Annotated in this window: 24 protein-coding genes; 19 read left to right on the top strand and 5 right to left on the bottom strand. The window is 70.0% G+C overall.

Annotated features, from left to right (window positions below; genetic code table 11):
* The first annotated feature begins 242 nt into the window (after nt 1-242).
* The 3 genes from ACIQHQ_RS11595 to ACIQHQ_RS11585 all read left to right on the top strand — a co-directional run bounded on the left by ACIQHQ_RS11595 (nt 243) and on the right by ACIQHQ_RS11585 (nt 4,214).
* A complete protein-coding gene (locus ACIQHQ_RS11595) occupies nt 243-1,061 on the top strand; it encodes a class I SAM-dependent methyltransferase (protein ID WP_402611745.1) in 819 nt (272 codons plus the stop codon).
* Between the two features lie 424 nt (nt 1,062-1,485).
* Complete coding sequence (locus ACIQHQ_RS11590) at nt 1,486-2,568, top strand: C40 family peptidase (protein ID WP_402611744.1); 1,083 nt, start codon at nt 1,486-1,488, stop codon at nt 2,566-2,568.
* 299 nt (nt 2,569-2,867) lie between these two features.
* Nucleotides 2,868-4,214: a PP2C family protein-serine/threonine phosphatase gene (locus ACIQHQ_RS11585; protein ID WP_402611743.1), complete on the top strand. Its 1,347-nt coding sequence runs from the start codon at nt 2,868-2,870 to the stop codon at nt 4,212-4,214.
* A 195-nt stretch (nt 4,215-4,409) separates the two neighbouring features.
* Here ACIQHQ_RS11585 and ACIQHQ_RS11580 read toward each other — a convergent pair whose 3' ends face one another.
* The 5 genes from ACIQHQ_RS11580 to ACIQHQ_RS11560 all read right to left on the bottom strand — a co-directional run bounded on the left by ACIQHQ_RS11580 (nt 4,410) and on the right by ACIQHQ_RS11560 (nt 9,600).
* Entirely contained in the window at nt 4,410-4,742 is a 333-nt protein-coding gene (locus ACIQHQ_RS11580) for a DUF2516 family protein (protein ID WP_402612167.1), read from the bottom strand.
* A gap of 114 nt (nt 4,743-4,856) precedes the next feature.
* Nucleotides 4,857-5,543 (bottom strand): hypothetical protein, encoded by a 687-nt coding sequence (locus ACIQHQ_RS11575; protein ID WP_402611742.1) that lies wholly within the window; start codon nt 5,541-5,543, stop codon nt 4,857-4,859.
* A 90-nt stretch (nt 5,544-5,633) separates the two neighbouring features.
* Nucleotides 5,634-6,233: a helix-turn-helix domain-containing protein gene (locus ACIQHQ_RS11570; protein ID WP_402611741.1), complete on the bottom strand. Its 600-nt coding sequence runs from the start codon at nt 6,231-6,233 to the stop codon at nt 5,634-5,636.
* A 664-nt stretch (nt 6,234-6,897) separates the two neighbouring features.
* On the bottom strand, nt 6,898-7,590 hold the full coding sequence (locus tag ACIQHQ_RS11565; RefSeq protein ID WP_402611740.1) for a hypothetical protein: 693 nt from the start codon (nt 7,588-7,590) through the stop codon (nt 6,898-6,900).
* 12 nt (nt 7,591-7,602) lie between these two features.
* Entirely contained in the window at nt 7,603-9,600 is a 1,998-nt protein-coding gene (locus tag ACIQHQ_RS11560; RefSeq protein ID WP_402611739.1) for a pre-toxin TG domain-containing protein, read from the bottom strand.
* A gap of 338 nt (nt 9,601-9,938) precedes the next feature.
* Here ACIQHQ_RS11560 and ACIQHQ_RS11555 point away from each other — a divergent pair, with 338 nt between their 5' ends.
* From ACIQHQ_RS11555 to ACIQHQ_RS11480, 16 genes are all read left to right on the top strand, one after another.
* Nucleotides 9,939-10,337 (top strand): DUF6228 family protein, encoded by a 399-nt coding sequence (locus tag ACIQHQ_RS11555; protein ID WP_402611738.1) that lies wholly within the window; start codon nt 9,939-9,941, stop codon nt 10,335-10,337.
* 8 nt (nt 10,338-10,345) lie between these two features.
* On the top strand, nt 10,346-10,921 hold the full coding sequence (locus tag ACIQHQ_RS11550) for a hypothetical protein (RefSeq protein ID WP_402611737.1): 576 nt from the start codon (nt 10,346-10,348) through the stop codon (nt 10,919-10,921).
* Nucleotides 10,922-11,354: 433 nt separating this feature from the next.
* A complete protein-coding gene (locus ACIQHQ_RS11545) occupies nt 11,355-11,948 on the top strand; it encodes a YybH family protein (protein WP_402611736.1) in 594 nt (197 codons plus the stop codon).
* Nucleotides 11,949-12,037: 89 nt separating this feature from the next.
* Nucleotides 12,038-13,246, top strand: a complete 1,209-nt coding sequence (locus tag ACIQHQ_RS11540) for a 3-deoxy-7-phosphoheptulonate synthase (protein ID WP_402611735.1) — start codon at nt 12,038-12,040, stop codon at nt 13,244-13,246.
* On the top strand, nt 13,234-13,857 hold the full coding sequence (locus tag ACIQHQ_RS11535) for an isochorismatase family protein (RefSeq protein ID WP_402611734.1): 624 nt from the start codon (nt 13,234-13,236) through the stop codon (nt 13,855-13,857). The genes ACIQHQ_RS11540 and ACIQHQ_RS11535 overlap by 13 nt, the downstream gene beginning before the upstream one ends.
* Complete coding sequence (locus ACIQHQ_RS11530; RefSeq protein ID WP_402611733.1) at nt 13,854-15,755, top strand: anthranilate synthase family protein; 1,902 nt, start codon at nt 13,854-13,856, stop codon at nt 15,753-15,755. Before ACIQHQ_RS11535 ends, ACIQHQ_RS11530 begins: the two co-directional genes overlap by 4 nt.
* Entirely contained in the window at nt 15,752-16,099 is a 348-nt protein-coding gene (locus tag ACIQHQ_RS11525) for a hypothetical protein (protein WP_402611732.1), read from the top strand. Before ACIQHQ_RS11530 ends, ACIQHQ_RS11525 begins: the two co-directional genes overlap by 4 nt.
* Nucleotides 16,096-16,716, top strand: coding sequence for a phenazine biosynthesis FMN-dependent oxidase PhzG (gene phzG, locus ACIQHQ_RS11520; protein WP_402611731.1), 621 nt, complete (start codon nt 16,096-16,098; stop codon nt 16,714-16,716). The genes ACIQHQ_RS11525 and phzG overlap by 4 nt, the downstream gene beginning before the upstream one ends.
* A 43-nt stretch (nt 16,717-16,759) precedes the next feature.
* Nucleotides 16,760-18,616: an asparagine synthase (glutamine-hydrolyzing) gene (gene asnB, locus ACIQHQ_RS11515; RefSeq protein ID WP_402611730.1), complete on the top strand. Its 1,857-nt coding sequence runs from the start codon at nt 16,760-16,762 to the stop codon at nt 18,614-18,616.
* A 68-nt stretch (nt 18,617-18,684) separates the two neighbouring features.
* Nucleotides 18,685-19,176: a PhzA/PhzB family protein gene (locus tag ACIQHQ_RS11510; RefSeq protein WP_402611729.1), complete on the top strand. Its 492-nt coding sequence runs from the start codon at nt 18,685-18,687 to the stop codon at nt 19,174-19,176.
* 44 nt (nt 19,177-19,220) lie between these two features.
* Nucleotides 19,221-19,631, top strand: a complete 411-nt coding sequence (locus tag ACIQHQ_RS11505; protein ID WP_402611728.1) for a VOC family protein — start codon at nt 19,221-19,223, stop codon at nt 19,629-19,631.
* A 40-nt stretch (nt 19,632-19,671) separates the two neighbouring features.
* Entirely contained in the window at nt 19,672-20,046 is a 375-nt protein-coding gene (locus tag ACIQHQ_RS11500; protein WP_402611727.1) for a DUF4186 domain-containing protein, read from the top strand.
* A 133-nt stretch (nt 20,047-20,179) separates the two neighbouring features.
* Nucleotides 20,180-21,190, top strand: coding sequence for a methyltransferase (locus tag ACIQHQ_RS11495; RefSeq protein ID WP_402611726.1), 1,011 nt, complete (start codon nt 20,180-20,182; stop codon nt 21,188-21,190).
* Nucleotides 21,191-21,247: 57 nt separating this feature from the next.
* Nucleotides 21,248-21,733, top strand: coding sequence for a DUF488 family protein (locus tag ACIQHQ_RS11490; protein WP_402611725.1), 486 nt, complete (start codon nt 21,248-21,250; stop codon nt 21,731-21,733).
* Nucleotides 21,734-21,777: 44 nt separating this feature from the next.
* On the top strand, nt 21,778-23,406 hold the full coding sequence (locus tag ACIQHQ_RS11485; RefSeq protein ID WP_402611724.1) for an asparaginase domain-containing protein: 1,629 nt from the start codon (nt 21,778-21,780) through the stop codon (nt 23,404-23,406).
* 93 nt (nt 23,407-23,499) lie between these two features.
* Nucleotides 23,500-24,351, top strand: coding sequence for a PhzF family phenazine biosynthesis protein (locus ACIQHQ_RS11480; protein ID WP_402611723.1), 852 nt, complete (start codon nt 23,500-23,502; stop codon nt 24,349-24,351).
* Nucleotides 24,352-24,423: the final 72 nt, after the last annotated feature.

The raw sequence follows: 24,423 nt of genomic DNA, 5'->3' as shown, positions 1-24,423 counted from the left end.
CGCGACCGAGAGATCCGAAGCCGTGACCGAGAGATGCGGCGCCGCGCAGGCACCGCGCGACGACGAGCCGTCGGCCCTCGGCTTCCGGCCCCCGCCCCGGACCGGGACCCGTTCGAGCAGGGCCCGGCCCACGGTCCGATGCCGGGCGACCCGACCGTCCTCTTCAGTACCGGCGTCCCCCTCCCTACTGGCGGCGGCACCTCACCCCCTGACCGGAGCCGGGGGCCCTTAACCTCGTACGTATGACATCCCGCGCGGCGACCCGACCCCTGGGCACGGTCACGCGCGGGACGACCAACCCCAATCGGCTGCGCCGCATGGACCGCTGGATCGCGGCCACGCACGGCGCCGAGCTGCGCCGTGCCGCCGACCCGGTGGCGGTCGACCTCGGGTACGGCGCCGCCCCCTGGACGGCCGTCGAGCTGCTGCACCGCCTGCGTACGGTCGCGCCACGCGCGCGTGTGGTGGGCGTCGAGATCGAACCGGCCCGGGTCACGGCGGCGCTGCCCTACGAGCGGACGGGGCTGGTCTTCCGGCACGGCGGCTTCGAGATTCCCATCCCGCAGCGGCCCCTGCTCGTCCGCGCGGCGAACGTACTGCGGCAGTACGAGGAGGGCGAGGTCGCGGCCGTGTGGCAGCGGCTGTGTGGGCGGCTCGCTGCGGCCGACCCGGCGACCGGCTCGCAGGGCGGGCTGCTGGTCGAGGGGACCTGCGACGAGATCGGACGCCGGCACGTGTGGGTCGCGCTCGGCCCGGAGGGGCCCCGCACGGTCACCTTCGCGACCCGGCTGGGCTCCCTGGACCGCCCTTCGGACCTCGCGGAACGCCTGCCGAAGGCGCTCATCCACCGCAACGTCCGTGGCGAGCCGGTGCACGCCTTCCTGCGCGACTTCGACCGTGCCTGGGCGGCCGCCGCGCCCTACGCCTCCTACGGCGCCCGGCAGCGCTGGATCCGGACGGTACGGGACCTGACGGCCGACTGGCCGGTGACGGATGGGCCGGCGCGGTGGCGCCAGGGTGAAGTGACAGTGCGGTGGGAGGCCTTGGCCCCGCACGCCTGACTCCTGCGGTCCGGCGCCTGCTTCCTCCGCCCCACCACCGGCCTCCTGCCGTCCACCCCCCTGACTCCGCGGTCCGGCGCACAGCACCCGCAGTCCGGTGCCTGACTCCTGCGGTCCGGCGCCTGCCTCCTCCGCCCCACCACCGGACTCCCGCGGGTCCACCCCCTGACTCCGCGGTCCGACGCACAGCACCCGCAGTCCGGTGCCTGACTCCCACAATCCGGCGCGAGCACCCGCAGTGGACGGGCCCGTCTGGAACGATCCCTTTGAGTCCTTCGTCACACAGGCGGGGAGATCTTCATGTCGCGGCATACCGGCGCGGGGATGGCGGGAAGTACTACCTCTGTCGCTTTCCGGGTCGACATGACAGCATCCCCAGGCGAACCGCACGTTACTGACGGTTAATCAGTTGGGGGGCCGGGGTATGGGAACGGGCAAGCGTGGCCTGATCGCGACGGCGGTGGCCGTGGTCTGCGCGGTCACGGTGCTGGCGGCACCCGGCACGGCATTCGCGAGCCCCACGCCCTCACCCACCCCGAGCGCGGGTCAGGCGCTCACGCCCGGCAAGGACCTGGAAGCCGTGCGCAAGAAGCTCGACAAGCTGTACCGCGCCGCCGGCCGCGCCACCGAGGAGTACAACGCCGCCGAGGAGAAGGCGGACAAGCAGTCCGCCGAGGTCGTGGAACTGGCCAAGAAGATCGTCAAGGGCCAGGAGAAGCTGCGGAAGCTGAAGGGCCGTGCGGGAGCCGCGGCCGCCGCCCAGTACCGCGGCGGCGGGCTGCCACCCGAGGCCCATCTGGTACTGAGCGACGATCCGCGGGAGTTCCTCGACGGCGCGGGCCGGGTCCGCCAGGGCCACCACGCGACCAAGGGCCTGCTCGGCGAACTGACCCGGACGCAGGAGGATTTGGAGCAGTACGCCAGGGACGCCTCCGCGCAGTGGAAGAAGCTGGAGGCGGGCCGCAAGGCCAAGGCCGCCGCGCAGAAGAAGATCGAGCAGCAGATCGCGCAGGCGGAGAAGCTCGAATCCGCCCTCCGGAAGGAGGAGCAGGAGCGTCTCGCCGAGCTGGAGAAGGAGGCCGCGAACAAGGCGCAGACCGCCTGGCTCGACTCCGGCATCCTCGACGAGATCGACGGGAAGGCCTCCGAGCAGGGCAAGAAGGCCGTGGAGTACGCCACGGCGCAGATCGGCAAGCCGTACCAGTGGGGCGCCGAGGGCCCGGAGACCTACGACTGCTCGGGGCTGACGTCACAGGCCTGGACAGCGGCCGGCCGCGGCATCCCGCGCACCTCGCAGGAGCAGTGGAAGCAGCTGCGGCACATCGACGTCCAAGACATGCGGCCCGGCGACCTCGTCATCTACTTCGGCGACGCCAGCCACGTCGCGATGTACATCGGCGACGGGGCGATCGTGCACGCGCCGCGGCCCGGGCGGACCGTGACGATCGCGGGGGCCGGCTCCATGCCCATCCTCGGGGTGGTGCGGCCGGACACCGGCGCCAACTGATCGCGGACGGCGGCCGGACGAGACGCGCCGGATATCGGACACCCGCGGTGACCTGGCCCACGTGACCCACCGCACTCCCCGGCGCACACCCCGCGCGCCGACGTGACGTTCGTCATCTCCGCAGCATCTCCGAGCTGTCCAACTGCGGGGCATATCGCGGCATATGACACTGGCCGGTGGCGCAGCGGCGTGGCTCACACCATTCCTATGCGGCGCCGACACCCGCTATGGTCCCCGTCGGTGGGTCGAGGTCCCTCGCCCCCGCCATGCCCTCGGGGGGAGGGAAGGAACCCAAGACGATGCCCGTACCCATACCGCGGCAGAGAGCGATCCCGGCCGCGGAGAGTGGTCAGGCGCAGGTCGCGTCCCCGCGCGGCGGAACCGCCGAGGAGCCCGTGAAGGACACCTCGCCGCCGGGCCGCACGCCGGACACCGCCGGGAACACCACGGACAAGGTGGAGAACCACACCGCCCACACCAACCTGACGCTGCTGCTGATCGAGGACGACCCGGCCGGATCGACGATCGTGCCGGACATGCTCGACCAGGCAGGCAAGCCGATCCGCGTCCGCACGGCCCGCAATCTGACCGAGGCCGGACGGCTGCTGACCGACGACGTCCACTGCATCCTGCTGGACCTGGCGCTGCCGGCGCCGGGCCACAGCGACTCCGAGGACGAGCTCGCGGTGCTCAAGCACGTGCTGGAGCTCGCGCCCCGGCATGCCGTCCTGGCGCTGACCGCGTCGGGCGACGCCGAGCGCGGTGCCGAGGCGGTGCGGGTGGGCGCCCAGGACTACCTCTTCCGCGACGAGCTGGACAGCAGGCTGCTGAGCCGCGCGATCCGCTACGCGGTGGAGCGCAAGCGTTCCGAATCGGCCGAGCGCAGGCTCGCCGAGGGCCGGCTGCGGGCGCAGGAGAACCGCCGCCTGGAGCGCGGCCTGCTGCCGACACCGCTGCTGGAGGGCTCTTCGCTGCGGTTCGCCGCCCGCTACCGCCCGGGCCGCTCGCGGGCGCTGCTCGGCGGTGACTTCTACGACGTCGTGCGGACGCCGGACGGCACCGTGCACGCCATGATCGGCGATGTCTGCGGGCACGGCCCGGACGAGGCCGCCCTCGGGGTGGAACTGCGGATCGCGTGGCGCGCGCTGACGCTGGCGGGTCTGTGCGGCGACCAGCTGCTGGGCACACTCCAGCAGGTGCTGGAGCACGAGCGGGCCGACGACGAGATCTTCGCGACCCTGTGCACGGTGGACATCGCGCCGGACGGGCGCCGCGCGGGCCTGTGCCTGGCGGGTCACCCGTCGCCGCTGCTGGCCCGCCCGGGCAAGCCGGCCCGTCTGCTGCCGTACGACAACAACGGACCGGCCCTGGGCCTGCTGCCCGGCGCCCGCTGGCCGCGGATGCAGGTGGAGCTGGGTGCCGAGTGGAGCCTGATGCTCTACACCGACGGCCTGATCGAGGGCCACATCGGCCAGGGCCGGGAGAGGCTCGGCCAGGACGGCATGACGGAGATGGTCCGCCGCCAGTTCGCCGAGGGCTTGCGCGGCGAGCAGCTGCTGCGGGCGGCGGTGAACGAGGTGCGTGAGCTCAACGGCGGCGAGCTGACGGACGACGTGGCGGTCCTGCTGCTGGACCGGGTGCCGTAGGCACCGGGCAGGCCGTAGGCACCGGGGCACCGGGCGGGCCGTAGGCACCGGGCGGGCCGTAGGCACCGGGCAGGCCGTAGGCACCGGGGCACCGGGCGGGCCGTAGGCACCGGGGCACCGGGCGGGCCGTAGGCACCGGGGCACCGGGTGGGCGCCGTAGGCACCGGGCCGGGCGCTCGGGCCGCCGCGGGGTGCTTACCGGCCGCCGTTGTACGGGCCGTAGGGGCCGTCGCTGCTGGAGCCGCGCCGACTGCGGCCGCCGCCCGGAAGCGCCCGGATCGCGGGCCGTACGTCGACCATGTACACGATCGTCGCGATCAGGCCGATGATCGGCAGGAACGACAGGATCGGGAAGAGCAGGTTCACCACGAAGGCGATCGCCAGGATGATCAGCCAGAAGGGCTTGGTCTTCTTGTCGGCCGCGCGGTAGGCGTCCTCCCGGCGGACGGCCGCGTCGAACAACGCGAAACCACTGAAAATGATCAGGGCCATGCTCAGAAGCCACATGAACCCCGCGAAGCCCTGCATCAGCACAACGCCCACCACCTGACTCGGCTCGTCCCTACGCGGTCACCGTACCCGCACAACGGGCCGGACACCCCCAGGGTGCCCGGCCCGTCCGTGTGTGATCGCTCCGCCGTCCTACTTGGCCGGCGGGGTGGTCTTCTTGGCGGTGGTGGTCTTGCGCACCGGTGCCTTCTTCGCGGCGGGCGCCTTCTTGGCCTCGGCGGTTACGGCGGAGCCGGCGGGTACGGCGGAGCCGGCACGTACGGCGGCACCGGCGGGCTTCACCGGCTCCTCCTTGACCTCGACCGGCTGGCGCTTCGGCTCGACGGCGATGGCCAGCTCCTCGACGCCCTCGGCGACGTCCTCGATGCTCTCGGCGGCCTCGCCGCGCCAGGTCCGCACGGCCTGCTCGCCGTGCTCGGCGACCTTCTCGTAGGTCTCACGGGCCTTGACGGCGTACTCGGCGGCCACGCCGACACCGCGCAGCGCGAAGTCCTGGGCGCTCTCGCCGAACTTCTTCAGGTCCGCGTCGAGGGTGCTTCCGAGCTTCTTGAAGTCGGCGTCGAGGGAGCCGATGAACGAGGTGACCTTGGTCTGAAGGGTCTCCTGCGTCTCCTTGACGCGCGATGAGGCCTTCTCCTGGACGGCCTTGGTGTCGGTGTTGCGTACGGCGTCGATCCGCGCGGGGGCCTCGGAGCGCAGCTGCTCCACCAGGGCCGGCACCTTCCTGGCCTGCTGAAGGGCGAGGTCGGCGGTACCTGCGGCGAAGTAGAGCGGGGTCGGGTTGCTGAAGGTCTTGCGCAGGTCGTCGGTGATGGCCATGGTGATGGTCCTCCCGGATTCTGTCTCGCTTGAGGGTTCGGCTGAGGGTTGGTGTGATCCGCGGCGGTACGGCCGGTGCCCTGGTCCGGCTCAGCCGGCCGTCTGCTGCGGATCGGCGTCGCTGCCGCCGGCGCCCTCGCGGGCCCGGCGGGTGGCGGTCATACCGCCGTCGTTCTTGCCGGTGCTCTTCCGGCTACGGCGCCGGGCGGGCGAGCCGCCGTCGACCGGGCCGGTCCTCGGTATCCCGGTACCGGCGTCGGGAGCGTCCCCGTCGACGCTCACCACACCGTCCCCGGCGACGACGCCGACGACACCCGTGACGCCCGAGCCGTCGCCGGTCTCGAATCCGTTCTCCTTGCGGAAGGACTCGTAGATCTGCAGCAGCACCTGCTTCTGTCGCTCGTTGAGCGTCGGGTCGGCGAGGATGACGGCCCGCGTCTCCACCTCGTCCCGGTCCCGCTCGGCGTCGAGGATCCCGGCCCGGACGTACAGCGTCTCGGCGGAGATCCGCAGCGCCTTGGCGACCTGCTGCAGCACCTCCGCGCTCGGCTTGCGCAGCCCGCGCTCGATCTGGCTCAGATACGGATTGGACACCCCGGCGGCATCGGCGAGCTGCCTGAGCGACAACTGCGCCGTGCGCCGCTGCTCGCGCAGATAGTCACCGAGATTGCCGACGTTGAGCGATGCCATGCCCCCACAGTGCAACACCCCGCTAACTATTGCAAGCACCCGCTTGCAAAAGTGCGCCACACCACGCGGCCATCCCGATGAGACTGAACACGACTGACGTCGATGCCCTCACCCTGGTGAAGGCCGAGTACGACCCGGTCCAGGAGCCGCCCCGGCGCGCAGCGGTACGACGGGCGGCGGAGCGACACGGCGCGACCCCGGCACGGGGCGAAGCGGAGCGTGGGCGTACGGCATCCTCGGCCAGCGGACGTACGACGGGCGCGTAGCGGTCTGGCCTCCGTACGCACCGGCGCGGCGGTGGAGCGGCGCGGCCCCGGCATCCGCGGTGGGACGTGAACGGCCCAAGCGCCGCGGTCGGAGCGGCGGCCCGAACGCGCGGCCGCCGTACGAAGACGCTGGTTGTCGACGGCGGCGAGACCCACGCCGGCCCGCAGAGCGGGGGTCTGCCCACGGATGGATTGAGGCCCGCGGCGCCGGACAGACGTCCATGGGACCCCGAGGCTCGCCAGCATTGCGGCGTATTTCCCCGATCGGCGTCGCCAGGCATGGCGACGCCGACCTACGAGTGGAAGTCTTGAAGACCGTCGTCAGGAACGGCCGGGGTATTCCCCCGGCGTAGGGCCAATTTCTCCCAGTCCTCGTGCCGCGTACAGCCGGTCCTGGGTCACAAGGGGGCGGCCGACTCGTCCACGAGGTAACGGACCGCGCTGACTACGTACGGCCCGTGCCCAAACGCTGCACTCACGCGTTCCAGGCGCTCGTACGTCGCCGGGGAGAGGCGTGAGCAGAACGGGCCGGTAGCGCAGAGCAGGAAGCGGAACGCCAGTTCGGAACACACAGTCTCGGCGCAGCGCACGAGTGCCTGGCGTGTTGGCGCCAGTGGTGTGTAGCTCCATGACTGCTGCTGGTCGAGCATCCCGACCAGTTCCACGACGTCCGCCGTGAGCCGCCGGTGCTCGATCGCCGCCGCACTCGTGCCGTCCGGCACGCATGGGGGGTAGGTCGAGCAGGAGAATGCTGAGGCGCCGCGGGACCGTGCGATGGGGATGACGAAGGACAGTACCTCCTGCAGCCACTCCCTCTCCTTGCCCGGGATGCCGGGAGCGCCGAGCGATATGTCGGTGGCGTACCACAGCAGGCTGATCTCCTCGCCGCTCAGGGTGGAATCCCTCAGCCGCAGGAGGTCCTCGATGAGCAGGAGCACAGGGGTCGGGTCGCCCTCGGTGCCGTACCGCTGCGCGATGTGGTCCAGCGCGCTGTCGGCATAGTTGCCCCAATCGCGGTGGAAGGATGTGCCCAGGTCGGTTGCTCCGAAGTCGAAGGTGAGATTGTCCTGCTCTGTAATCGGGTTGTGCATGTGAGGGTCCTTCTACAGCGGGTAGGCGGTGAGGACGTAGAACCCGCCGGGCTTGTGGCCACGTTTGGCGGCGAGGATCACCTTGCATTTGTTGCTTGTCGTAGGGCTGTAGTTGCCGAGGTGGTCCATGCTGTCGCCAAGTGATCCGGTGCCGCATATTCCGGTGAGGGTCAGTTGCTGCTTCCCGTTGGGTTTACCGGCATTCGCCACCCACTTCTTCACTTCTGCATCCTTCTCGGTGACGAGCTGGTTGACAGCCTTCTGGGCGAGGGCCGCGCTGGACCAGCGGGAGTTGGATGTAGGGCGGCCCATCTTGCGGGTCTTTTCGATGGCCAGGTTTTTCATCTGCTGCTGGGTGACGTTGACGTGTTCGTCCAGCGTGTGCGCGACGCCCGGGAACATCCGCTCTGCCCGGGCCAGGTCGGTGCAGTTGTGGACGAGGACGTCCTCAGTGCCGACCTGGACGTAGTAGCTGTCGATTCCGCTGACGTCGAGGTCGTAGGTGTCCTGTCGCTCGCCGGAGCGGTCAGTAGCGGTCACCGCCATCAGCCCGCCCTGAGGGGTTCGCAGGCGGTCACCCGCGCGCAGCTCGCCAGCCGGCACCCACGCCTGGCGTTCGGGCAGCCAGTACCGGTGGTTCTCGGTGGAGGTGACGGTGCCCTGCCCGCGGGAGTCTCCCTCGTCGGCGGCCACGGTCAGGCGGACGAACACCTTGTCCGTGTAGGAGGACGTGAACGGCACCGACTGAACCGGCCGCGGCCGTGTCAGCTCCGCGTCGCCGCCCGGGTCGGTGGCGAGGACGAGGTCACCGGCGCGCACGTCCTCGATCGCCTTGTGCGAGCCGTTCGCCATCAGAACGGGTGTTCCGGCCGGGAAGCTGTTGCACTCGATGACCGCGTCACCCTTGCGCGCGCCCCTGATGTCGTCCGGGATGAGCTTGCCGCCCAACTTCAGCCACCGCAGCACGGCCAGGGAGCCGAGACCCCGGTCGAAGCCATCGAGGTGCTCGCCGGTCACCAGGTCCTTACCGGTGACCGCCTCGACGATGCCCTTGCCATCGCCGACGCCCGGCAGCAGACCGAGCAGGACCGACATGCGGCGCTGCTGCTCCTCAGAGTCCAGGCCGGAGGAGCCGTCGCTCCAGGTCTTGCCGATGTGGGAGAAGTCGAAGTCGATGGCCGGCAGCTCATGGAGCTTCTCGGCGGCCTTCTTGATGCCGGGTACGACCTTGTTCATGCCGTCGACTGCCTTGTTGGCCTCGCCGATGCCCTCGTTGAGCTGGTCCATGCCCTTGTTGGCCTTGGCGATGGACTTGTTCATGTCGTCGAGGGAGCGGTTGATGTCGTCGACGGCGTCGTTCATCATGTTCAGCCCCCGGTTCATCTCCGCGAAGCCGGCGTTGATCTCATCAAGGGCCTTGTTGATGCCGTCGAGGCTGTCCCTGATGCTGTTGGCCGCTTTCTTGAACCCAGGGTCACCGACGATCTGGGCCAGCATCAGGGTCAGCTGAATCAGCATCAGCGTCAGCTGGATCATGACCATGATGGTCTCGATCGTCTCCAGAACGTCCCGGATCAGCTTGTCGATGTCCGTCTGGGCGCCGGCGGCGACCGCGCGTATCTGGCCCTCGACCTTGTTGCGGTACTCGGGATCCGTGATGGTGCTCGGGCCCTGTTTGAAGGCCTCCTTCAGCTTCTGCAGCCCGGCGACCTCCTTCTTCACCGTGCCGAAGTGATCGACGGTGTCCTTGTGAAGATGGTGGATGCCGTAGGCGAACATGCCGATACCGGCGCCGACCTTTATGGCCTTGCCGGCGAACTCCCGGTAGCAGGCGGGCTTCTCCAGGAGTGGCAGCTTGTCACAGCCGGAGGCGGCAGCGGTGCCCTTGATGATGGCGGCGAGCCGGTCGCTGTCGAGCTCGGCCTGGGCCTCACTCAGCTGTCTCTCGGCGCTGACGAGAGTGACGCTTTGCGTGGCGAGCGCGCTGTCCTCACCCATGCCGAGCGCCATGAAAACGCCGAGGAGCGTAAGGAAAGTGACTGCTTTGAGTCTGAAACGGTGGTACATGCACGTCCCATGCCGGAGGGCGCGGCGCTCACAGATGGTCAGTCCGCTGCAGCCGGGCCCCGAGTTCCCCCCGGGGGGTGCACGAAGGGAAACGGCAACCCCCCGATTACCGACGAGTAGCTTACGGGATGGGAGAAAATGCGCCCATCACAGGTGGCCCCAGCAGGGTTCGTCCATCCGGAGAGCGGAGCTCGCCGCCGCACTGCAAAGAACTCCGGTAGGCGAAGACAGGGTAGGCGGCGGACTGGTCGACCTTGATGACCTGGATGATCGTTGCGGTAATGGGCGAGGTTGACCGGGTCGACCTGCCCGACCGTGGAGAGCACGAGCGAGGTGGCGCCACCGACGGACAGGGCGGCCATGCTGCCGGTCTGACCGCTCGCGTCAACGAGGTCGTCGCTTGGGTCTGGGACAGCGACCTAACCGCGTTCCTGGAAGAGCTCGCCGCCGACTACCGGGGATGGGACGGCGAACGGAGCTGGCAGACCAACGACCAAGACCTGACGGTGTCGGCGGTCTTCCGATCCGGCGGCCACGTCGGGCTGACCTGGGCCTTGCGGCCGTGGCCTCAGACTGCAGGCGGCTGGGGCGCCTCGGTGACCACCTGGCTGGAGGCCGGCGAGCAGATGACTTCCCCGGCGGCGGATGTCCGGGCGTTCCTCACCGAGGAGCACCAGTAACATCCGGCATGCGCATCACCTGGACGCCGGCAGGATCTGGATGGGCCGACTGCACCCTTGAAGATCACCAGGCGAAAGCCGAGCTCACCGCGTCTTACATCACCAGCGCGCCCGAGGAGTTCCTGACTGCGGTGGCCCGGCTCGTCGCGGGCGAGACGGAGGCCCGCGCCCAGTTCGAGGCCGAGCCGACCGCCTACCGGTGGATCTTCTGCCGCGAAGGTGCGGACACCTGGATCCGCGTGCTGGAACTGCGACACGGCGGCGATCACGACAACGAGGGAACCGAGATCTGGTCCAGCCAGCTCGGCATCGACCAGCTCGCCCGCACCGTGATTCTGGGTCGGCTGGTGGCCAGGTCCCACAGCCGGACTCCTCTGGCGCTGCTTGTGCACCCCGGCACCCCGGCACCCCGGCACCCCGGCACCCCGGCACCCCGGCACCCCGGCACCCCGGAGCAGCAACGAAGGAAGCGCGGCACCTGGTCCGCCCCTGCCTCCTGGCCCCCGGCCCCGGCCCCGGCCAAGAACCGACCTCATCCGCTCTCACGCTGGAACGAGCGCCTTGCTCAACTCCCTCCTGGGTAGGCCGTCTACGTGGGCATCACCAGAGCGGCAGCGGACCACCGAGTTCGGTGATGTGACGTACGCCACTACAGGGTCATCCGGTGGCACTGCCGCGAACCTGGCGCAAAATCAGCGTTCCGCCGCCTTGGAATGAATAGTTCCCGGTCGCCGGCCACCCCGGCCCCGCCGCTCGGACCCTGCCGGACGGTGTTCCGGAAACGGTGATGTCCGCAGGTCTTCGCGATGCGTTCAGTGTTCCACTTCAATAGCTGAGGCGGATTAAATGGAAGATCGGCATCCTCAGCATTTCCGGAAGGGTTGACAGGGATCAGTTTCGGAATGTTGCATGACGTCATCAACGGGGCGGGATGGCAAACGGGGGCCATTCAATATTGGCAAACGCCGCTGAGGCGTTGCATCAACCTGCTGCCATCTCCATTTTGGGGGAGATGTCATGGCTAGAATCAAGCTCACGTTGTCCATCGCCACCTCGGCCATTGTGTTCACGGCGGTGAGCGTCGCAGGACCTACGTTCATTCAGACCCAGGTGGCGAACGCCTCGACGGCCGCGGACCGATCACCCGCTGTCGCGGCCCCGGCGAATGCCGAGGGAGCACTGCCCGCCGCGACGTCGCCGACCGAGTTGTTGCAGCTCTTGGGCGAGCGGATCAAGGCCAAGGACGTGGACGGGATCATCGCCCTGCATGAGCCCGAAGCGGCGATCGTCAATTACGACGGAACAGTCGTCAGGGGACACAAGGAAATCCGGGCGTTCTACGTCGACTGGTTCAAGTCCGATCCGGTGCTCACCGTCAATCCTCGCCAGACCGTCCTGGCGGGAGGGAAGCGCACAGGAAAGCAAATACGGAACCGCACGGCAGCCATAATGGGTGACTATTCTCTGGAACAGACCGCGCCCGACGGTACCCGCGAGAAGTTCACCGGGAATTTCTGCGACACGGTGCAAGAGCAGCCGAACGGTACGTGGCTGTACGTGCAGGACAACCCTTACCCGCCCCATGGCAACGCGACATCGGCCCACCACTGATCGGGCTGCCTCGGCCAATGATCGGTGACAGGTCATCGGTTCATGCACGAACAGCGAGCTGCCGGCAGGTTCGAGGTCTGGAGAAAAACTTGAACGTCACCTCGCTCGAAGGCGTACAGGCCTCGACCGCGCGCCAGCAGCCTCAGTGGGGGAACCCGGCCCAGGTCAAGCAGGTCAGGAAGATGCTGGCGGCCCTTCCCCCGCTCGTGGAGGCCGAATCGCTGCGCGGGCTCCGGGCGTCGCTCGCCCGAGCCGCCGCCGGGCAGGCGCAGGTGGTGCAGGCGGGCGACTGCGCGGAGGATCCGGCGGAATGCACCGCGAGTCACGTCGAGCGGAAAGTGGCACTCCTCGACCTGCTCGCCGGCGTCATGAGCGCGATCACTCATCAGCCGGTGGTGCGGGTGGGCCGGATCGCGGGCCAGTACGCCAAACCCCGGTCGGCGCTCACCGAACGGGTCGGGAACGCCGAACTCCCGGTGTACCGGGGGCACATGGTGAACGGTCCGGAGCCGCATCCGGACGCACGGCGGCCCGACCCCCGGCGCCTGCTGACGGGCTACCGGGCGGCGAGCCAGATCATGGCCACCCTCGCCCCGACACCGCGGGCGCGCATCGAGCCGACGGTGTGGACCAGCCACGAGGCTCTGCTGCTCGACTACGAGATACCCATGCTGCGTCGGGACGGGGAGGGCCGGGTCGCGCTCACGTCCACTCACTGGCCGTGGATCGGCGAGCGAACCCGCCAGCTCGACGGGGCCCATGTCGCGCTGTTGGCGGATGTGGTCAACCCGGTCGCGTGCAAGGTCGGGCCGCTGATGACGGTCGCCGAACTGCTCGGGCTGTGCGCACGGCTCGACCCTGAACAGGAGCCGGGCCGACTGACCTTGATCGCCCGCATGGGTGCTGACGCCGCGACGGACCTGCTGCCGCCGTTGGTCCGGGCCGTGCGCGCCGCCGGACACCCGGTCATCTGGCTGGTCGACCCCATGCACGGCAACACCGTGACCACCGCCGAGGGAGGCAAGACCCGAGTCGTGGAGACGATCATCCGTGAGGTCACGGCGTTCCAGGTCGCCGTGCGCGCGGCCGGCGGCATCCCGGGCGGGATACACCTGGAGACCACTCCGGACGACGTGACCGAATGCGTCGGCGCCCATGACGGCACCGACCGGATCGGGCGGAACCACACGACGCTGTGCGACCCGCGGCTCAACCCTCGCCAGGCGGTATCGGTGGTCTCGGCCTGGCAGCCGCAGATGACGACGGACCGGGCCGAAGGAGAACCGTGCCGGGCTTAGCGCCGATCCCCGCCTACCCACTGCCGACGACGGCTGAACTGCCCACCAGCACGGCGCAGTGGACCCCCGACCCGCGCCGGGCGGTGCTGCTCGTGCACGACATGCAGCGCTACTTCCTCGCACCGTTCCCCTCGTCGGTGCGTGAGCCGCTGGTCCGCCACTGCGCGCTGCTGCGGGAGCGCTGCGTCGCGCTCGGGATCCCGGTGTTCTACACCGCGCAACCCGGCGGCATGACGGAGGAGGAACGCGGCCTGCTGAAGGACTTCTGGGGTCCGGGCATGAGGGTGGACCCCGCGGATCGCCTGATCGTCCCGGAGCTCACGCCCGGGCCGGCGGACCAGGTGCTCACCAAGTGGCGCTACAGCGCGTTCTTCCGCTCGGACCTGCTGGCGCACATGCGCGACCAGAACCGCGACCAGCTCATCATCTGCGGTGTCTACGCGCACGTCGGTGTACTGGTGACGGCCCTCGAGGCGTTCACCAACGACATCCAGCCGTTCCTGGTCGCCGACGCCGTCGGTGACTTCTCCGCCGAGTACCACCGGCTGGCCCTCGACTACGCGGCCGCTCGCTGCTCGGTGGTCACCACCGCCGAGGAGGTCTTCAGATGACGACGCAGCCGCTCGAGCATGTGCTGGGCCCCAACCCGGGTGCCTTCGCCCTGCTGCACCGCCCCGAGACCCTGGGCCCGGACCGGGTGGAGATCCTGCTGGGCCGGGTCAGCACCCCCGCCGGGCTCGCCGACATCCCGGTGGCCGGCCAGCCCGGGCGGCCCGGCGAGGCCCGGCCCGAGACACTGGTGCTGGTGCCCCACCGGCAGATCACCGAGCGAGGCTTCGCCGTCGTCGAGGACGGCTCGCCGCTGCTCGCGATGGAAGTGACCGACCACGGGCAGATCAGCACGTCCGACGCGTTACGGGCCCTGCCGGACGATCCGATCGCCCTGACCGGCGGTCGCTTCGACACCAACGACGAGGCGTACGCGGACACGGTCCGCTCCGTGCTCGACCACGAGATAGGCACCGGAGAGGGGTCGAACTTCGTCATCAAGCGCTCGTTCGTCACCAGCATCACCGGCTACTCGACGCGCAGCGCACTGAGCCTGTTCCGCCGGCTGCTCACCCGGGAGAGCGGCGCCTACTGGACCTTCATCGTGCACACCGGCACCCGCACCTTCGTCGGTGCCACACCGGAGCGCCACGTCAGCCTGCGCGACGGGGTGGCGGCGATGACACCGATCAGCGGCACCTACCGCTACCCGGCCACCGGGCCGGTCCTGTCGGAGGTCATGGAGTTCCTCAGCGACGGCAAGGAGACCGACGAGCTGTACATGGTCCTCGACGAGGAGCTCAAGATGATGGCCCGGGTCTGCCAGGGCGGCGGCCGCGTGACGGGGCCGTTCCTGCGGGAGATGTCCTGGCTCGCGCACACCGAGTACATCATCGAAGGGCGCAGCGACCTCGATCCCCGGGACATCCTGCGGGAGACGATGTTCGCCCCCACCGTGACCGGCAGCCCACTCGAGAACGCCTGCCGGGTGATCGCCCGCTACGAGCCCCGCGGCCGCGGGTACTACGGGGGCGTCGCGGCCCTCATCGGCCGCGACGCCGACGGCGCGCGCGTCCTGGACTCGGCCATCCTCATCCGTACCGCCGACATCCGGACCTCGGACGTGGACGACACCGGTCACGTCGAGGTCGGCGTGGGCGCGACCCTGGTGCGGCACTCCGACCCCGACGCCGAGGTCGCCGAGACCCGCACCAAGGCCGCGGGCGTGCTCGCGGCCTTGGGCGCCGACGAGCGGCTCGACGCGCACCCGCTGATCCAGGAGGCGCTGGGAAGGCGCAACGAGACGATCGCGAACTTCTGGCTCAGCGAGGCGGAGCAGCGCGCTCGGCCCCATCCGGTGCTGCACGGCCGCCGGGCGCTGGTCGTCGACGCCGAGGACACCTTCAGCGCGATGCTGGCCCACCAACTGCGCGCCATCGGCCTGAGGGTGGAGATCGGCGGCTTCGACGCGCCCCACCGCTTCGACGACCACGACCTCGTCGTCCTGGGCCCCGGCCCCGGCGACCCGCGGGAGACCGACCACCCCAGGATGGCCCGGCTCACCTCGGCCGTGGAGGAGTTGCTGTCCCGGCGCGTCCCCTTCCTGGCCGTCTGCCTGAGCCATCAGCTGCTCTGCCGGCACCTCGGGCTCGAACTGCGACGCCGGGACGTGCCGAACCAGGGCACCCAGCGCGAGATCGACCTGTTCGGCTCCCCCGAACGAGTGGGGTTCTACAACTCCTTCTCGGCCCGCGCGCGAGCCGACCGGCTGGAGTACCCGGGTGTCGGCGAGGTGAAGGTCTGCCTCGACGCCGGCACGGGCGAGGTGCACGCCCTGCGCGGGCCGCACTTCGGCTCGGTGCAGTTCCACCTCGAGTCCGTGCTCACCCAGGACAGCGAGCGCGTCCTGGCCGAGCTGCTCGTACCACTGATGGAGACCGCGGAGGTACTGAACGTATGAAAGCCACCATCTCCTGGTGGGACCTCACCGGGTCCGGCCAGACGATCGACTCCTTACGCGTCTACCTGCGCGACGAGGGCGTGGATCCGTGGAGGGAGATCCGCGGCATGCGGTTGAAGTTCTGGGTCTCCGACCGGCAGACCAACCGCTGGGGCGCCGTGATGCTGTGGGACTCCGGCGCGGACCTGTCGGCACCGCTGCCGCCGAACCGGGCCACCGAGCTCATCGGCTACCCGCCGACCGTCCGGATGATGTCCGACGTCGAGGCCGTCGTCGAAGGTGTCCACTCCGGCCGGCTGGTCGAACGCGGCCTGGCCTTCGAACCGGTCGGGAAGTCATCGTGAGCGCGTCCACCCGGCCCCGATCCGCCGAGGAGTTCATCGCCCCGCCCGCCGAACCGATGGAACTGCTCCAGGCCTGGTTCGACAGCGCGGTCGCGGACGCCGTCCGCGAGCCGGGCGCGCTGGCGCTGGCCACCGTCGACGTCCGCGGCCAAGCCTCCAATCGGATCGTCCAGGTTCTCGGGATCCGCACGACGGGGTTGGTGTTCGCCAGCCACTCCGACAGCCGCAAGGGCCGGGACCTGGCCGCGACGGGCTGGGCGTCCGGGGTTTTCTACTGGCGCGAGGCCGGCCGCCAGGTGAGCGTGAGCGGCCCGACCCGTCCGCTGCCCGACGAGGAGTCCGAGGCGCTGTGGGCGGCCCGGCCCGTCGCCACGCACCCGATGTCGGTGGCGGCGCACCAGAGCGCGCCGCTGATGGACGAGGACGCGCTGCGCGAGCAGGCCCGGGAACTGGGCCGGGACGGGTCGGCGCTGCCCCGCCCGGACCGTTGGCTGGGTTATCTGCTGGAGCCGGCGTCGGTGGAGTTCTGGCAGGTCGATCCAGAGGACCGGCTGCACCGGAGGCTGCGCTACGAGCGCGACGGTTCCGGCTGGCGTACGGGCCGGCTCCAACCCTGAGCGCGCTGGGAATCGTGGACTCGAGAGGAAGAAGGGCAAGTCGATGTGTGGAATGACGGGCTGGATCTCGTTCGACCGGGATCTGACGCAGCAGCGCGCGCAACTGGACGCGATGACGCAGACCATGGCCTGCCGGGGACCGGACGCCGAGGGCGCCTGGCTCGACCGGCACGCGGCGATCGGCCATCGACGGCTGGCGGTCATCGACCTCGAAGGTGGCACGCAGCCCATGGTGGTGCCCACCGACGACGGCCCGGTGACGATCACCTACACCGGTGAGGTCTACAACTACACCGAGCTCAGGGACGAGTTGCGTCGTCGCGGCCATCGGTTCCAGACCCGCAGCGACACCGAGGTCGTGCTCCACGGCTACCTGGAGTGGGGCGAAGCGGTCGCCGAACGGCTCAACGGCATGTTCGCGTTCGCGGTCTGGGATTCCCGGGTCGACAAGCTCGTGATGATCCGCGACCGGATGGGCGTCAAGCCGCTCTACTACTCCCGTACCGACGACGGGGTGATGTTCGGCTCCGAGCCGAAGGCGATCCTCGCCAACCCGCTGGCGGACCGCGCCGTCGACCTCGCCGGACTGCGGGAACTGGTCAGCTTCACGCAGACACCGGGCAGCGCCGTGTGGTGCGGGATGAACGAGGTGGTCCCGGGCGGCCTGGTCACCGTCGACCGCTCCGGCCTGCGCGAGCACCGCTACTGGACGCTGCCCACCCGTCCGCACACCGACGACCGGGAGACCACCGTCGCCACCGTGCGCGAGCTGCTCGAGGACATCGTCAGCCGCCAGCTCGTCTCCGACGTCCCGCGCTGCACCCTGCTCTCCGGCGGCCTGGACTCCAGCGTGATCACCGCGCTGGCCGCCGCCAAGCTGGGCCGGCCCGGGGAGCACGGCGAGCCCGGCGAGAAGGTGCGCAGCTTCGCGGTGGACTTCGTCGGGCGGGAGGACGACTTCGTCGCCGACGAACTGCGTGCCACGACGGACGCCCCGTACGCGCGCGAGGTCGCCGCGCACGTCGGCTCCAAGCACGAGTCCATCGTGCTCGACCACGCCGCGATCGCCGATCCGGCGGTGCGCCGGGCCGTCATCACCGCGCGGGACAGTCCGCTCAGCCTCGGCGACATGGACAACTCGCTCTACCTGCTGTTCCAGGCCATCCGGGAGCAGTCCACGGTCGCCCTGTCCGGGGAGTCCGCCGACGAGGTCTTCGGCGGGTACAGGTGGTTCCACCAGCCCGAGGTCCAGGCCGCTCGGACCTTCCCCTGGATGGCCGTCTTCGTCAGCGGCGCGCGGGCCCAGGTCTCCGACCGGTTCAACGCCGACATCACCGCCGCCCTCGACCTGCCCACCTACATCCGGGACCGCTACTCCGACGCGGTCGGCGAGGTCGAGCGGGCAGAGGGCGAGAGCGACCACGAGATGCGGATGCGGGTGATGTGCCACCTGCACCTGACACGCTTCGTCCGGATGCTCCTGGAGCGCAAGGACCGGATCAGCATGGCCGTGGGGCTGGAGGTCCGGGTCCCCTTCTGCGACCACCGCCTCGTGGAGTACGTCTACAACACCCCGTGGTCGCTTAAGACCTTCGACGGCCGGGAGAAGAGCCTGCTCCGCGCCGCGACCGCCGACCTGCTGCCCCAGTCGGTGCTGGACCGGGTGAAGGCTCCCTACCCCGCCACTCTGGACCCGGGCTACACCGGCGCTCTGCTCCAGCAGTCCAAGGAACTGCTCACGACCGACGACCCGGTCTTCGATCTGGTCGACCGCAGCTGGCTCCAGGACATGACGCGGCGGGACACGGCCACCATGCCGATCGACGTCCGCAACGGCTTGGAGCGGGTGCTCGACCTGAGTACCTGGCTGGACATCTACCGGCCCGAGCTCCGGCTCTGAACGCGGCCGGGCACCCCACTTCACCGTCCACCCCGGCAACGCCCGGAACACGGATCGAGGAACACGAGATGGGAACGGAAGACGCCCTGTCCAAGGGGCTCGAAGCCGACGTCGACCTGCGCGCCCGGCACCGGGCCGTCGTCGCGGACTACATGAGCCGCAAGGGCGAGAACCGACTGACGCGCTACCTGCTCTTCACCGAGGACGGCAGCGCCGGCCTGTACACCAGCGACACCGGCGAACCGGTCACCTCCCAGGGGCACGAGAAGCTCAAGGCGCACGGCGAGTGGTCGCTGCGCATGTTCCCCGACTGGGAGTGGAAGAACGTCGAGATCTTCGAGACACAGGACCCCAACCGGTTCTGGGTCGAGTGTGACGGAGAGGGCCGCATCCTGTACCCGGACTATCCGCCCGGCCACTACAGGAACCACTTCATCCACTCGTTCCTGCTCGAAGACGGCAGGATCAAGCAGCAACGCGAGTTCATGAACCCGTTCCAGCAGCTGCGTGCGCTGGGCATCGAGGTGCCGACGATCAATCGCGGCGGGATTCCCACCTAGGGACTGGCGCCCGCTTTTCCACGAACAGCAGCGAGGAGCATCAGATGAGGTCTCAGCTCAACCCGTACATCGCCTTCGACGGAGACGCCCGGCAGGCGATGGAGTTCTACCACGAAGTCCTCGGCGGCAAGCTGGAGCTGGGCACCTTCGGCGACTTCGGCTCTTCGGAGTCGCCCGACGCCGACAAGATCATGCACGCCACGCTCAGCACCGCGGACGGCTTCACGGTGATGGCGTGGGACGTCCCGGAGCGGGTCCCCTTCAACCCGGGCACCAACGTCGCGCTCTACCTCGGCGGCGACGACGCCGCCCTCCGCGAGTACTTCGAGAAGCTGTCCGTCGGCGGCACCGTGGCGATGCCCCTCAAGAAGCAGATCTGGGGCGACGAGGCCGGCACGCTCGTGGACCGGTTCGGGATCACCTGGATGTTCAACATCACCCAGCGGCAGTCCTGAGCGCCCACGGGGCCACCGCGTTCGAAGGAGCCCGGAACCGATGACGGACGAGTGGGACGACAGGCTGGACCGGATCGGGCGGCACCCCTTCCGCGCGAAGTTCCGGCTGCGCGGAAGGGACCGCGCGGTGGTCGACCTGCGCGGGATCACGACCGTCCGCAAGCACGCCGAGGACCTGATCGGTCGCAGGCCGGCGCCGGCCGAACCGCGCGACGACGGCCGTCAGACGCCCTACCGAGGCCATCCCGTCTTCGTCGCCCAGCACGCCACCGCGACCTGCTGTCGTACCTGCCTCGCGCGCCGGCACGGCATCCCCGCCGGCCGGGCACTCGACGACGCCGAGCGGGCCTACGTCGTGGAGGTGATCTGCCGGTGGATCGGGAGGCAGTACGCCCCCCTTCGCCCGCCGCCGTGACCGGAGAGGTCCACCGGCTCCTCGGCCGGAGCGACGGGCAAGTCGTGTCACACCGCGTTATGACGTGCCGTGGAAGACCGCGGCGAAGTGGGCCGGCCGGCGTCGGCCCGGAGGTCGGAATTGTGAGGGCTCCATGACAGTCGACGTGCAGGCCACTCGAGACGTGGTCGACATCATCACCGGGGGATGGAGGGCGCAGGCGCTCTACACCGCGGTCAAACTCGGACTGCCCGACCACATCGAGGCCGGCCGGGACACCGACGCCGAACTGGCCAAGGCGACCGGGGCGAGCGAGCAGGGCATCCACCGTCTGATGCGCCTGCTGGTGGCCATGGGGATATTCGAGGGCGGCGACTCCACCGGCTACCGCGGTACCCGGGTGAGCGCCGCCCTCCTCGAAGGCCCTCAGTCCCTGAGCGACATGTGCCTGCTGTACGGCGAGGAGTTCTACACCGCGTGGGGCCACGCCCACCACGCCATCAGCACGGAGAGCTCGGGATTCGAAGTCGCCTACGGCCGGTCGTTCTACGAGTACCTGGGTCAGGACGCGGCCACCGCCCGCCGGTTCCAGCTCACCATGAACGCCGCGAGCATGTTCTTCCACCAGGTGCCCGAGGTCTTCGACTTCTCCGGCAAGAAGGCCGTGGACGTCGGGGGCGGCGGCGGGCACCTGCTCGCCACGATCCTCGCCGCCACGCCGGACGCCCGGGGCACGCTCTTCGACCGCGAGCACATGATGCCCAAGGCGCGGGAGCACCTGTCCGCCACCGTCGGCCTGGACCGGGCCGAGCTGGTCGGGGGCGACATGTTCCAGGGCGTCCCGGAGGGCGGGGACGTCTACATCCTCTGCCGGGTGCTGGCCGGTCACGACGACGAGGCCGTCGTCGGTGTCTTCGAGCACTGCCGGCGCGCCATGGCGGACTCCTCCTCCCGGCTGCTGATCCTCGACCGATTCGTCGAGGACGAGAACTCCACCGTGCTGCCCGCCCTGTGGGACCTGCACCTCCTGGTGACGACGGGCGGCGAGCACCGCACCGTCGACCGGATCACACGGCTGCTGAACCGTGCCGGCCTGGAGATCGCCGGGACCGCGGAGCTGCCCATGGAGACGACCGCCCTGATCGCCGCACCACGCACCCCGTAACGGCGCGACGGTACGCAGAGAACGCGTCCGAGCAACAGCGCGAACAGGAGACCATCCGTGCTCACCTTGGCAACGATCGGCGTCTACGGCTTCGACGGCGATGCCTTTCTGGAACGGCTACGGCAGGCGGACGTGCGTCTGCTGCTCGACGTACGTCAACGCCGCGGGGTACGCGGACCGGACTACGCCTGGGCGAACTCACTCCGGCTCCAGGCGGCCCTCGCCGAGGCCGGGATCGCCTACCGGCACCACCGCGAACTCGCCCCGACCACCGAACTGCGTCACCTCCAGTACGCCGAGGACGACCGCCAGGGGGTCGGCAAGCGCTCCCGCCGCGAGCTCGCCGCCGAGTACACCCGCCGCTACACCGCCGAGATCCTCGACCCGGTCGACCTCGACCCGATCGTGGCGGCGCTGCCGAGCAGCGGCATCGCGACCCTGTTCTGCGTCGAACGCGACCCCGAGGCGTGCCACCGGTCGCTGGTCGCCGGGCGGCTGGCCGAGCAGCACCACCTCACCATCCAACACCTGAGGCCGCTGTGACGGGTGGCAGTCTTCGGCCGGGCACGCCGCGACCGCGGATCGCGGTGTTCGCCGGACCGACGGCGACGATCCTGAACACCCCGGACCTGGTCACGTCGAACAAGGCCCGCGCCCGTCACGGGCTGCCGCTGCGCCCCTCCCGGTTCGACGTCCTGCGCCCCCAACGGCTCGCGGCGCCCGCGACGGTGTACGTCGAGGCGTTCAGCGCACACCCCCTCGAGGAGGACGCGGCGGGCCTGTACGCCCCGCCGGACGGCTGGCTCGACGAGGACGGCACCCTCCACGCCGAGCGGCCCGCCGACGGCGCCACCCCGGTGTACGTCGTCGAACTCGACCCCGCCGACGGTCTCTACCCCCTTCCCTACATGGGGAGGCAGGCGGACGGATCCGCCTGGGAGGAGACCTCGACCGCACCGTACGCACCACCGGGAGCCGCCCGGCAGACGTTCTACCCCGACGCCCGCCGCCTCTACGAGGAGATCGAGCGGTTCGGCCTCGCCGACCACGGCACCCCGGTCGAGCTGGGGTCCCTCGCCGACTTCGAGTTCTTCCGCGCCGCTCCGTCCGGCGGATACACCACGGGCCCCGAGTCCGAGCGCCTCGGGCAGGACTTCTTCGTCTACTACCCGTACCACCTCCAGAGCGAGCCGGGCCTGGCGGACCTGGCCCGGGCGACCAACCAGGTCCAGGCCGTCCTCGCCACGGGAGAGTTCGCCGGTGTCCAGTGGCTCGAGGGGAGCCCGACCGTCGACGAGACCCTGTACTGGCTCGGACTGCTGATCGACACGAAGGTGCCCCTCGTCGGACACGCGGCGCAGCGCCGCCACCAGTCACTGAGCACGGACGGCGACCGCAACGTCGTGGACGGCGTGAAGTTCATCGCGTCCGGCGTCGCCCTGGACGAACGGGGCGAGGACCGCGTCGGTGCCTGCGTGATCGTCGACGAACTCGTCTACGCGGCCCGGGACGTGACCAAGGTCGACGCGCGACCGGGCGGATACGAGGTCACCGGCGGTCACGGGGGAGTCGTCGCCGACCTCGGGGGCTACGGCCCTCCGCAGCTCACCTACCTCCCGGCCCGCAGGCACACCCATCACTCGGAACTGCGCCTGACCGTGCTCCCCGAGCGGGTGGGCGGCGTCGCCGGGAGCCTGGACTCGGGCGTGCTCACGGTCGACGTCGAGACGAAGGACGCCGAAGGGCTCGTGCCCGCCGCCATGCCGCACGTCTCCCTCACCAAGTACAGCCGGTACGCGGCGACGGGGACCGGCACGGACCACCCGCCCGTCGCCGAGGAGGAGGTCGAGATCCTCGCCCGGATCGACGCCAACCTCGCCCACACGCCCCTGTCCGGTTTCGTGTGCGAGGGCATGTCGCCGTTCGGGATGGCCGACCCGACGAGGAACGCGGCGCTGAGCGTCGCCGTCTTCGCCGGCATGCCGGTGGTCCGCACGGGCCGCGGCAACACCGGAGGCATGGCGTACCGCACCGACCCGACGTTCATCTCGGGCAACAACCTCACGGCCACCAAGGCGCGCCTGCTCCTCATGGCCGCACTGCTCAAGTTCGGCGCCCTGCCCCCGGCCGCGGATCCCTTCGACCCGACACCCGACGAGCGTGCGGCCACCGAGAAGGCGGTCGCCCAGTACCAGGCCCTGTTCGACACCCACTGACCCGCGACACGACGAGCCGACGGCGAGGACCCCACGATCCTCGCGAGGATGCCGGGCGGACGAAACCCGACGCCCCCTTCGAGAACGGAATCCATGGGTACGTACGAGTACGTGGTGGCCGACGTCTTCACCGACGTCCCGCTGGAAGGAAACCCGACCGCGGTCTTCCTGGACGCTTCCGGTCTCTCCGCCGAGCGCATGCAGCAGATCGCGCGGGAGATGCACCTGTCCGAGACCGTCTTCGTGCTCCCCCCGCGGGACGACGGCGATGTGCGGGTCCGCATCTTCACTCCGGTGAACGAGCTGCCGTTCGCCGGACATCCCACCCTGGGCACGGCCGTGGTGCTCGGCGGGTCGCACGAGGCGAAGGAACTCCGGATGGAGACCGCCAAGGGCACCGTGGCGTTCGAACTGGAGCGTGACGACGACGGCCGGACCGTCGCGGCCGCCATGTGGCAGCCCCTTCCCACATGGGAGCCCTACGACCGCGCGGACGAACTGCTCACCGGACTCGACCTGGTGACCACCGGCAGCACTCTGCCGGTCGAGATGTACGACAACGGGCCGCGGCACGTGTTCGTCGGCCTGGACGGCGTGGCCGCGCTCTCCGCCCTGGAGCCGGACCAGCGGGTTCTCGCGAGGCTGCCCGACATGGCCGCCAACTGCTTCGCGGGCTCGGGGACTCGGTGGCGGCTGCGCATGTTCTCGCCCGCCTACGGGGTGGTGGAGGACGCCGCCACCGGCTCGGCCGCCGGCTCGCTCCCGGTACACTTGGCCCGGCACGGACTGATCCCGTTCGGGGAGTGGATCGAGATCCGGCAGGGGGTGGAGATGGGCCGTCCTTCGACGATGCGCGCTCGCGCGACGGGGACGCCGGAACAGATCGACTCGGTCCAGGTGGCGGGGGCCGCCGTGGTCGTCGCCCGGGGGACGCTGTACGCGTAGCCACCGAGAACGTATGAGTGACCTGTCCACAGAGGAAGGGCCGCCACGCGTGTCCAGCAGAGCATCGTCCCT

The organism is Streptomyces sp. NPDC092370 (genome assembly GCF_044755265.1).
In the GTDB taxonomy this organism is placed as follows: Bacteria; Actinomycetota; Actinomycetes; order Streptomycetales; family Streptomycetaceae; genus Streptomyces.
Note: the sequence above shows the minus strand (reverse complement) of the source record. Positions and strands in the feature narration are given on the sequence as shown.

What these genes read in the sequence shown, in the direction of transcription:
- ACIQHQ_RS11595 (WP_402611745.1), top strand. Translation starts at nt 243, where the DNA reads ATGACATCCCGCGCGGCGACCCGACCCCTGGGCACGGTCACGCGCGGG.
- ACIQHQ_RS11590 (WP_402611744.1), top strand. Translation starts at nt 1,486, where the DNA reads ATGGGAACGGGCAAGCGTGGCCTGATCGCGACGGCGGTGGCCGTGGTC.
- ACIQHQ_RS11585 (WP_402611743.1), top strand. Translation starts at nt 2,868, where the DNA reads ATGCCCGTACCCATACCGCGGCAGAGAGCGATCCCGGCCGCGGAGAGT.
- ACIQHQ_RS11580 (WP_402612167.1), bottom strand. Translation starts at nt 4,742, where the DNA reads ATGCAGGGCTTCGCGGGGTTCATGTGGCTTCTGAGCATGGCCCTGATC.
- ACIQHQ_RS11575 (WP_402611742.1), bottom strand. Translation starts at nt 5,543, where the DNA reads ATGGCCATCACCGACGACCTGCGCAAGACCTTCAGCAACCCGACCCCG.
- ACIQHQ_RS11570 (WP_402611741.1), bottom strand. Translation starts at nt 6,233, where the DNA reads ATGGCATCGCTCAACGTCGGCAATCTCGGTGACTATCTGCGCGAGCAG.
- ACIQHQ_RS11565 (WP_402611740.1), bottom strand. Translation starts at nt 7,590, where the DNA reads ATGCACAACCCGATTACAGAGCAGGACAATCTCACCTTCGACTTCGGA.
- ACIQHQ_RS11560 (WP_402611739.1), bottom strand. Translation starts at nt 9,600, where the DNA reads ATGGCGCTCGGCATGGGTGAGGACAGCGCGCTCGCCACGCAAAGCGTC.
- ACIQHQ_RS11555 (WP_402611738.1), top strand. Translation starts at nt 9,939, where the DNA reads ATGGGCGAGGTTGACCGGGTCGACCTGCCCGACCGTGGAGAGCACGAG.
- ACIQHQ_RS11550 (WP_402611737.1), top strand. Translation starts at nt 10,346, where the DNA reads ATGCGCATCACCTGGACGCCGGCAGGATCTGGATGGGCCGACTGCACC.
- ACIQHQ_RS11545 (WP_402611736.1), top strand. Translation starts at nt 11,355, where the DNA reads ATGGCTAGAATCAAGCTCACGTTGTCCATCGCCACCTCGGCCATTGTG.
- ACIQHQ_RS11530 (WP_402611733.1), top strand. Translation starts at nt 13,854, where the DNA reads ATGACGACGCAGCCGCTCGAGCATGTGCTGGGCCCCAACCCGGGTGCC.
- ACIQHQ_RS11525 (WP_402611732.1), top strand. Translation starts at nt 15,752, where the DNA reads ATGAAAGCCACCATCTCCTGGTGGGACCTCACCGGGTCCGGCCAGACG.
- asnB (WP_402611730.1), top strand. Translation starts at nt 16,760, where the DNA reads ATGTGTGGAATGACGGGCTGGATCTCGTTCGACCGGGATCTGACGCAG.
- ACIQHQ_RS11510 (WP_402611729.1), top strand. Translation starts at nt 18,685, where the DNA reads ATGGGAACGGAAGACGCCCTGTCCAAGGGGCTCGAAGCCGACGTCGAC.
- ACIQHQ_RS11505 (WP_402611728.1), top strand. Translation starts at nt 19,221, where the DNA reads ATGAGGTCTCAGCTCAACCCGTACATCGCCTTCGACGGAGACGCCCGG.
- ACIQHQ_RS11500 (WP_402611727.1), top strand. Translation starts at nt 19,672, where the DNA reads ATGACGGACGAGTGGGACGACAGGCTGGACCGGATCGGGCGGCACCCC.
- ACIQHQ_RS11495 (WP_402611726.1), top strand. Translation starts at nt 20,180, where the DNA reads ATGACAGTCGACGTGCAGGCCACTCGAGACGTGGTCGACATCATCACC.
- ACIQHQ_RS11480 (WP_402611723.1), top strand. Translation starts at nt 23,500, where the DNA reads ATGGGTACGTACGAGTACGTGGTGGCCGACGTCTTCACCGACGTCCCG.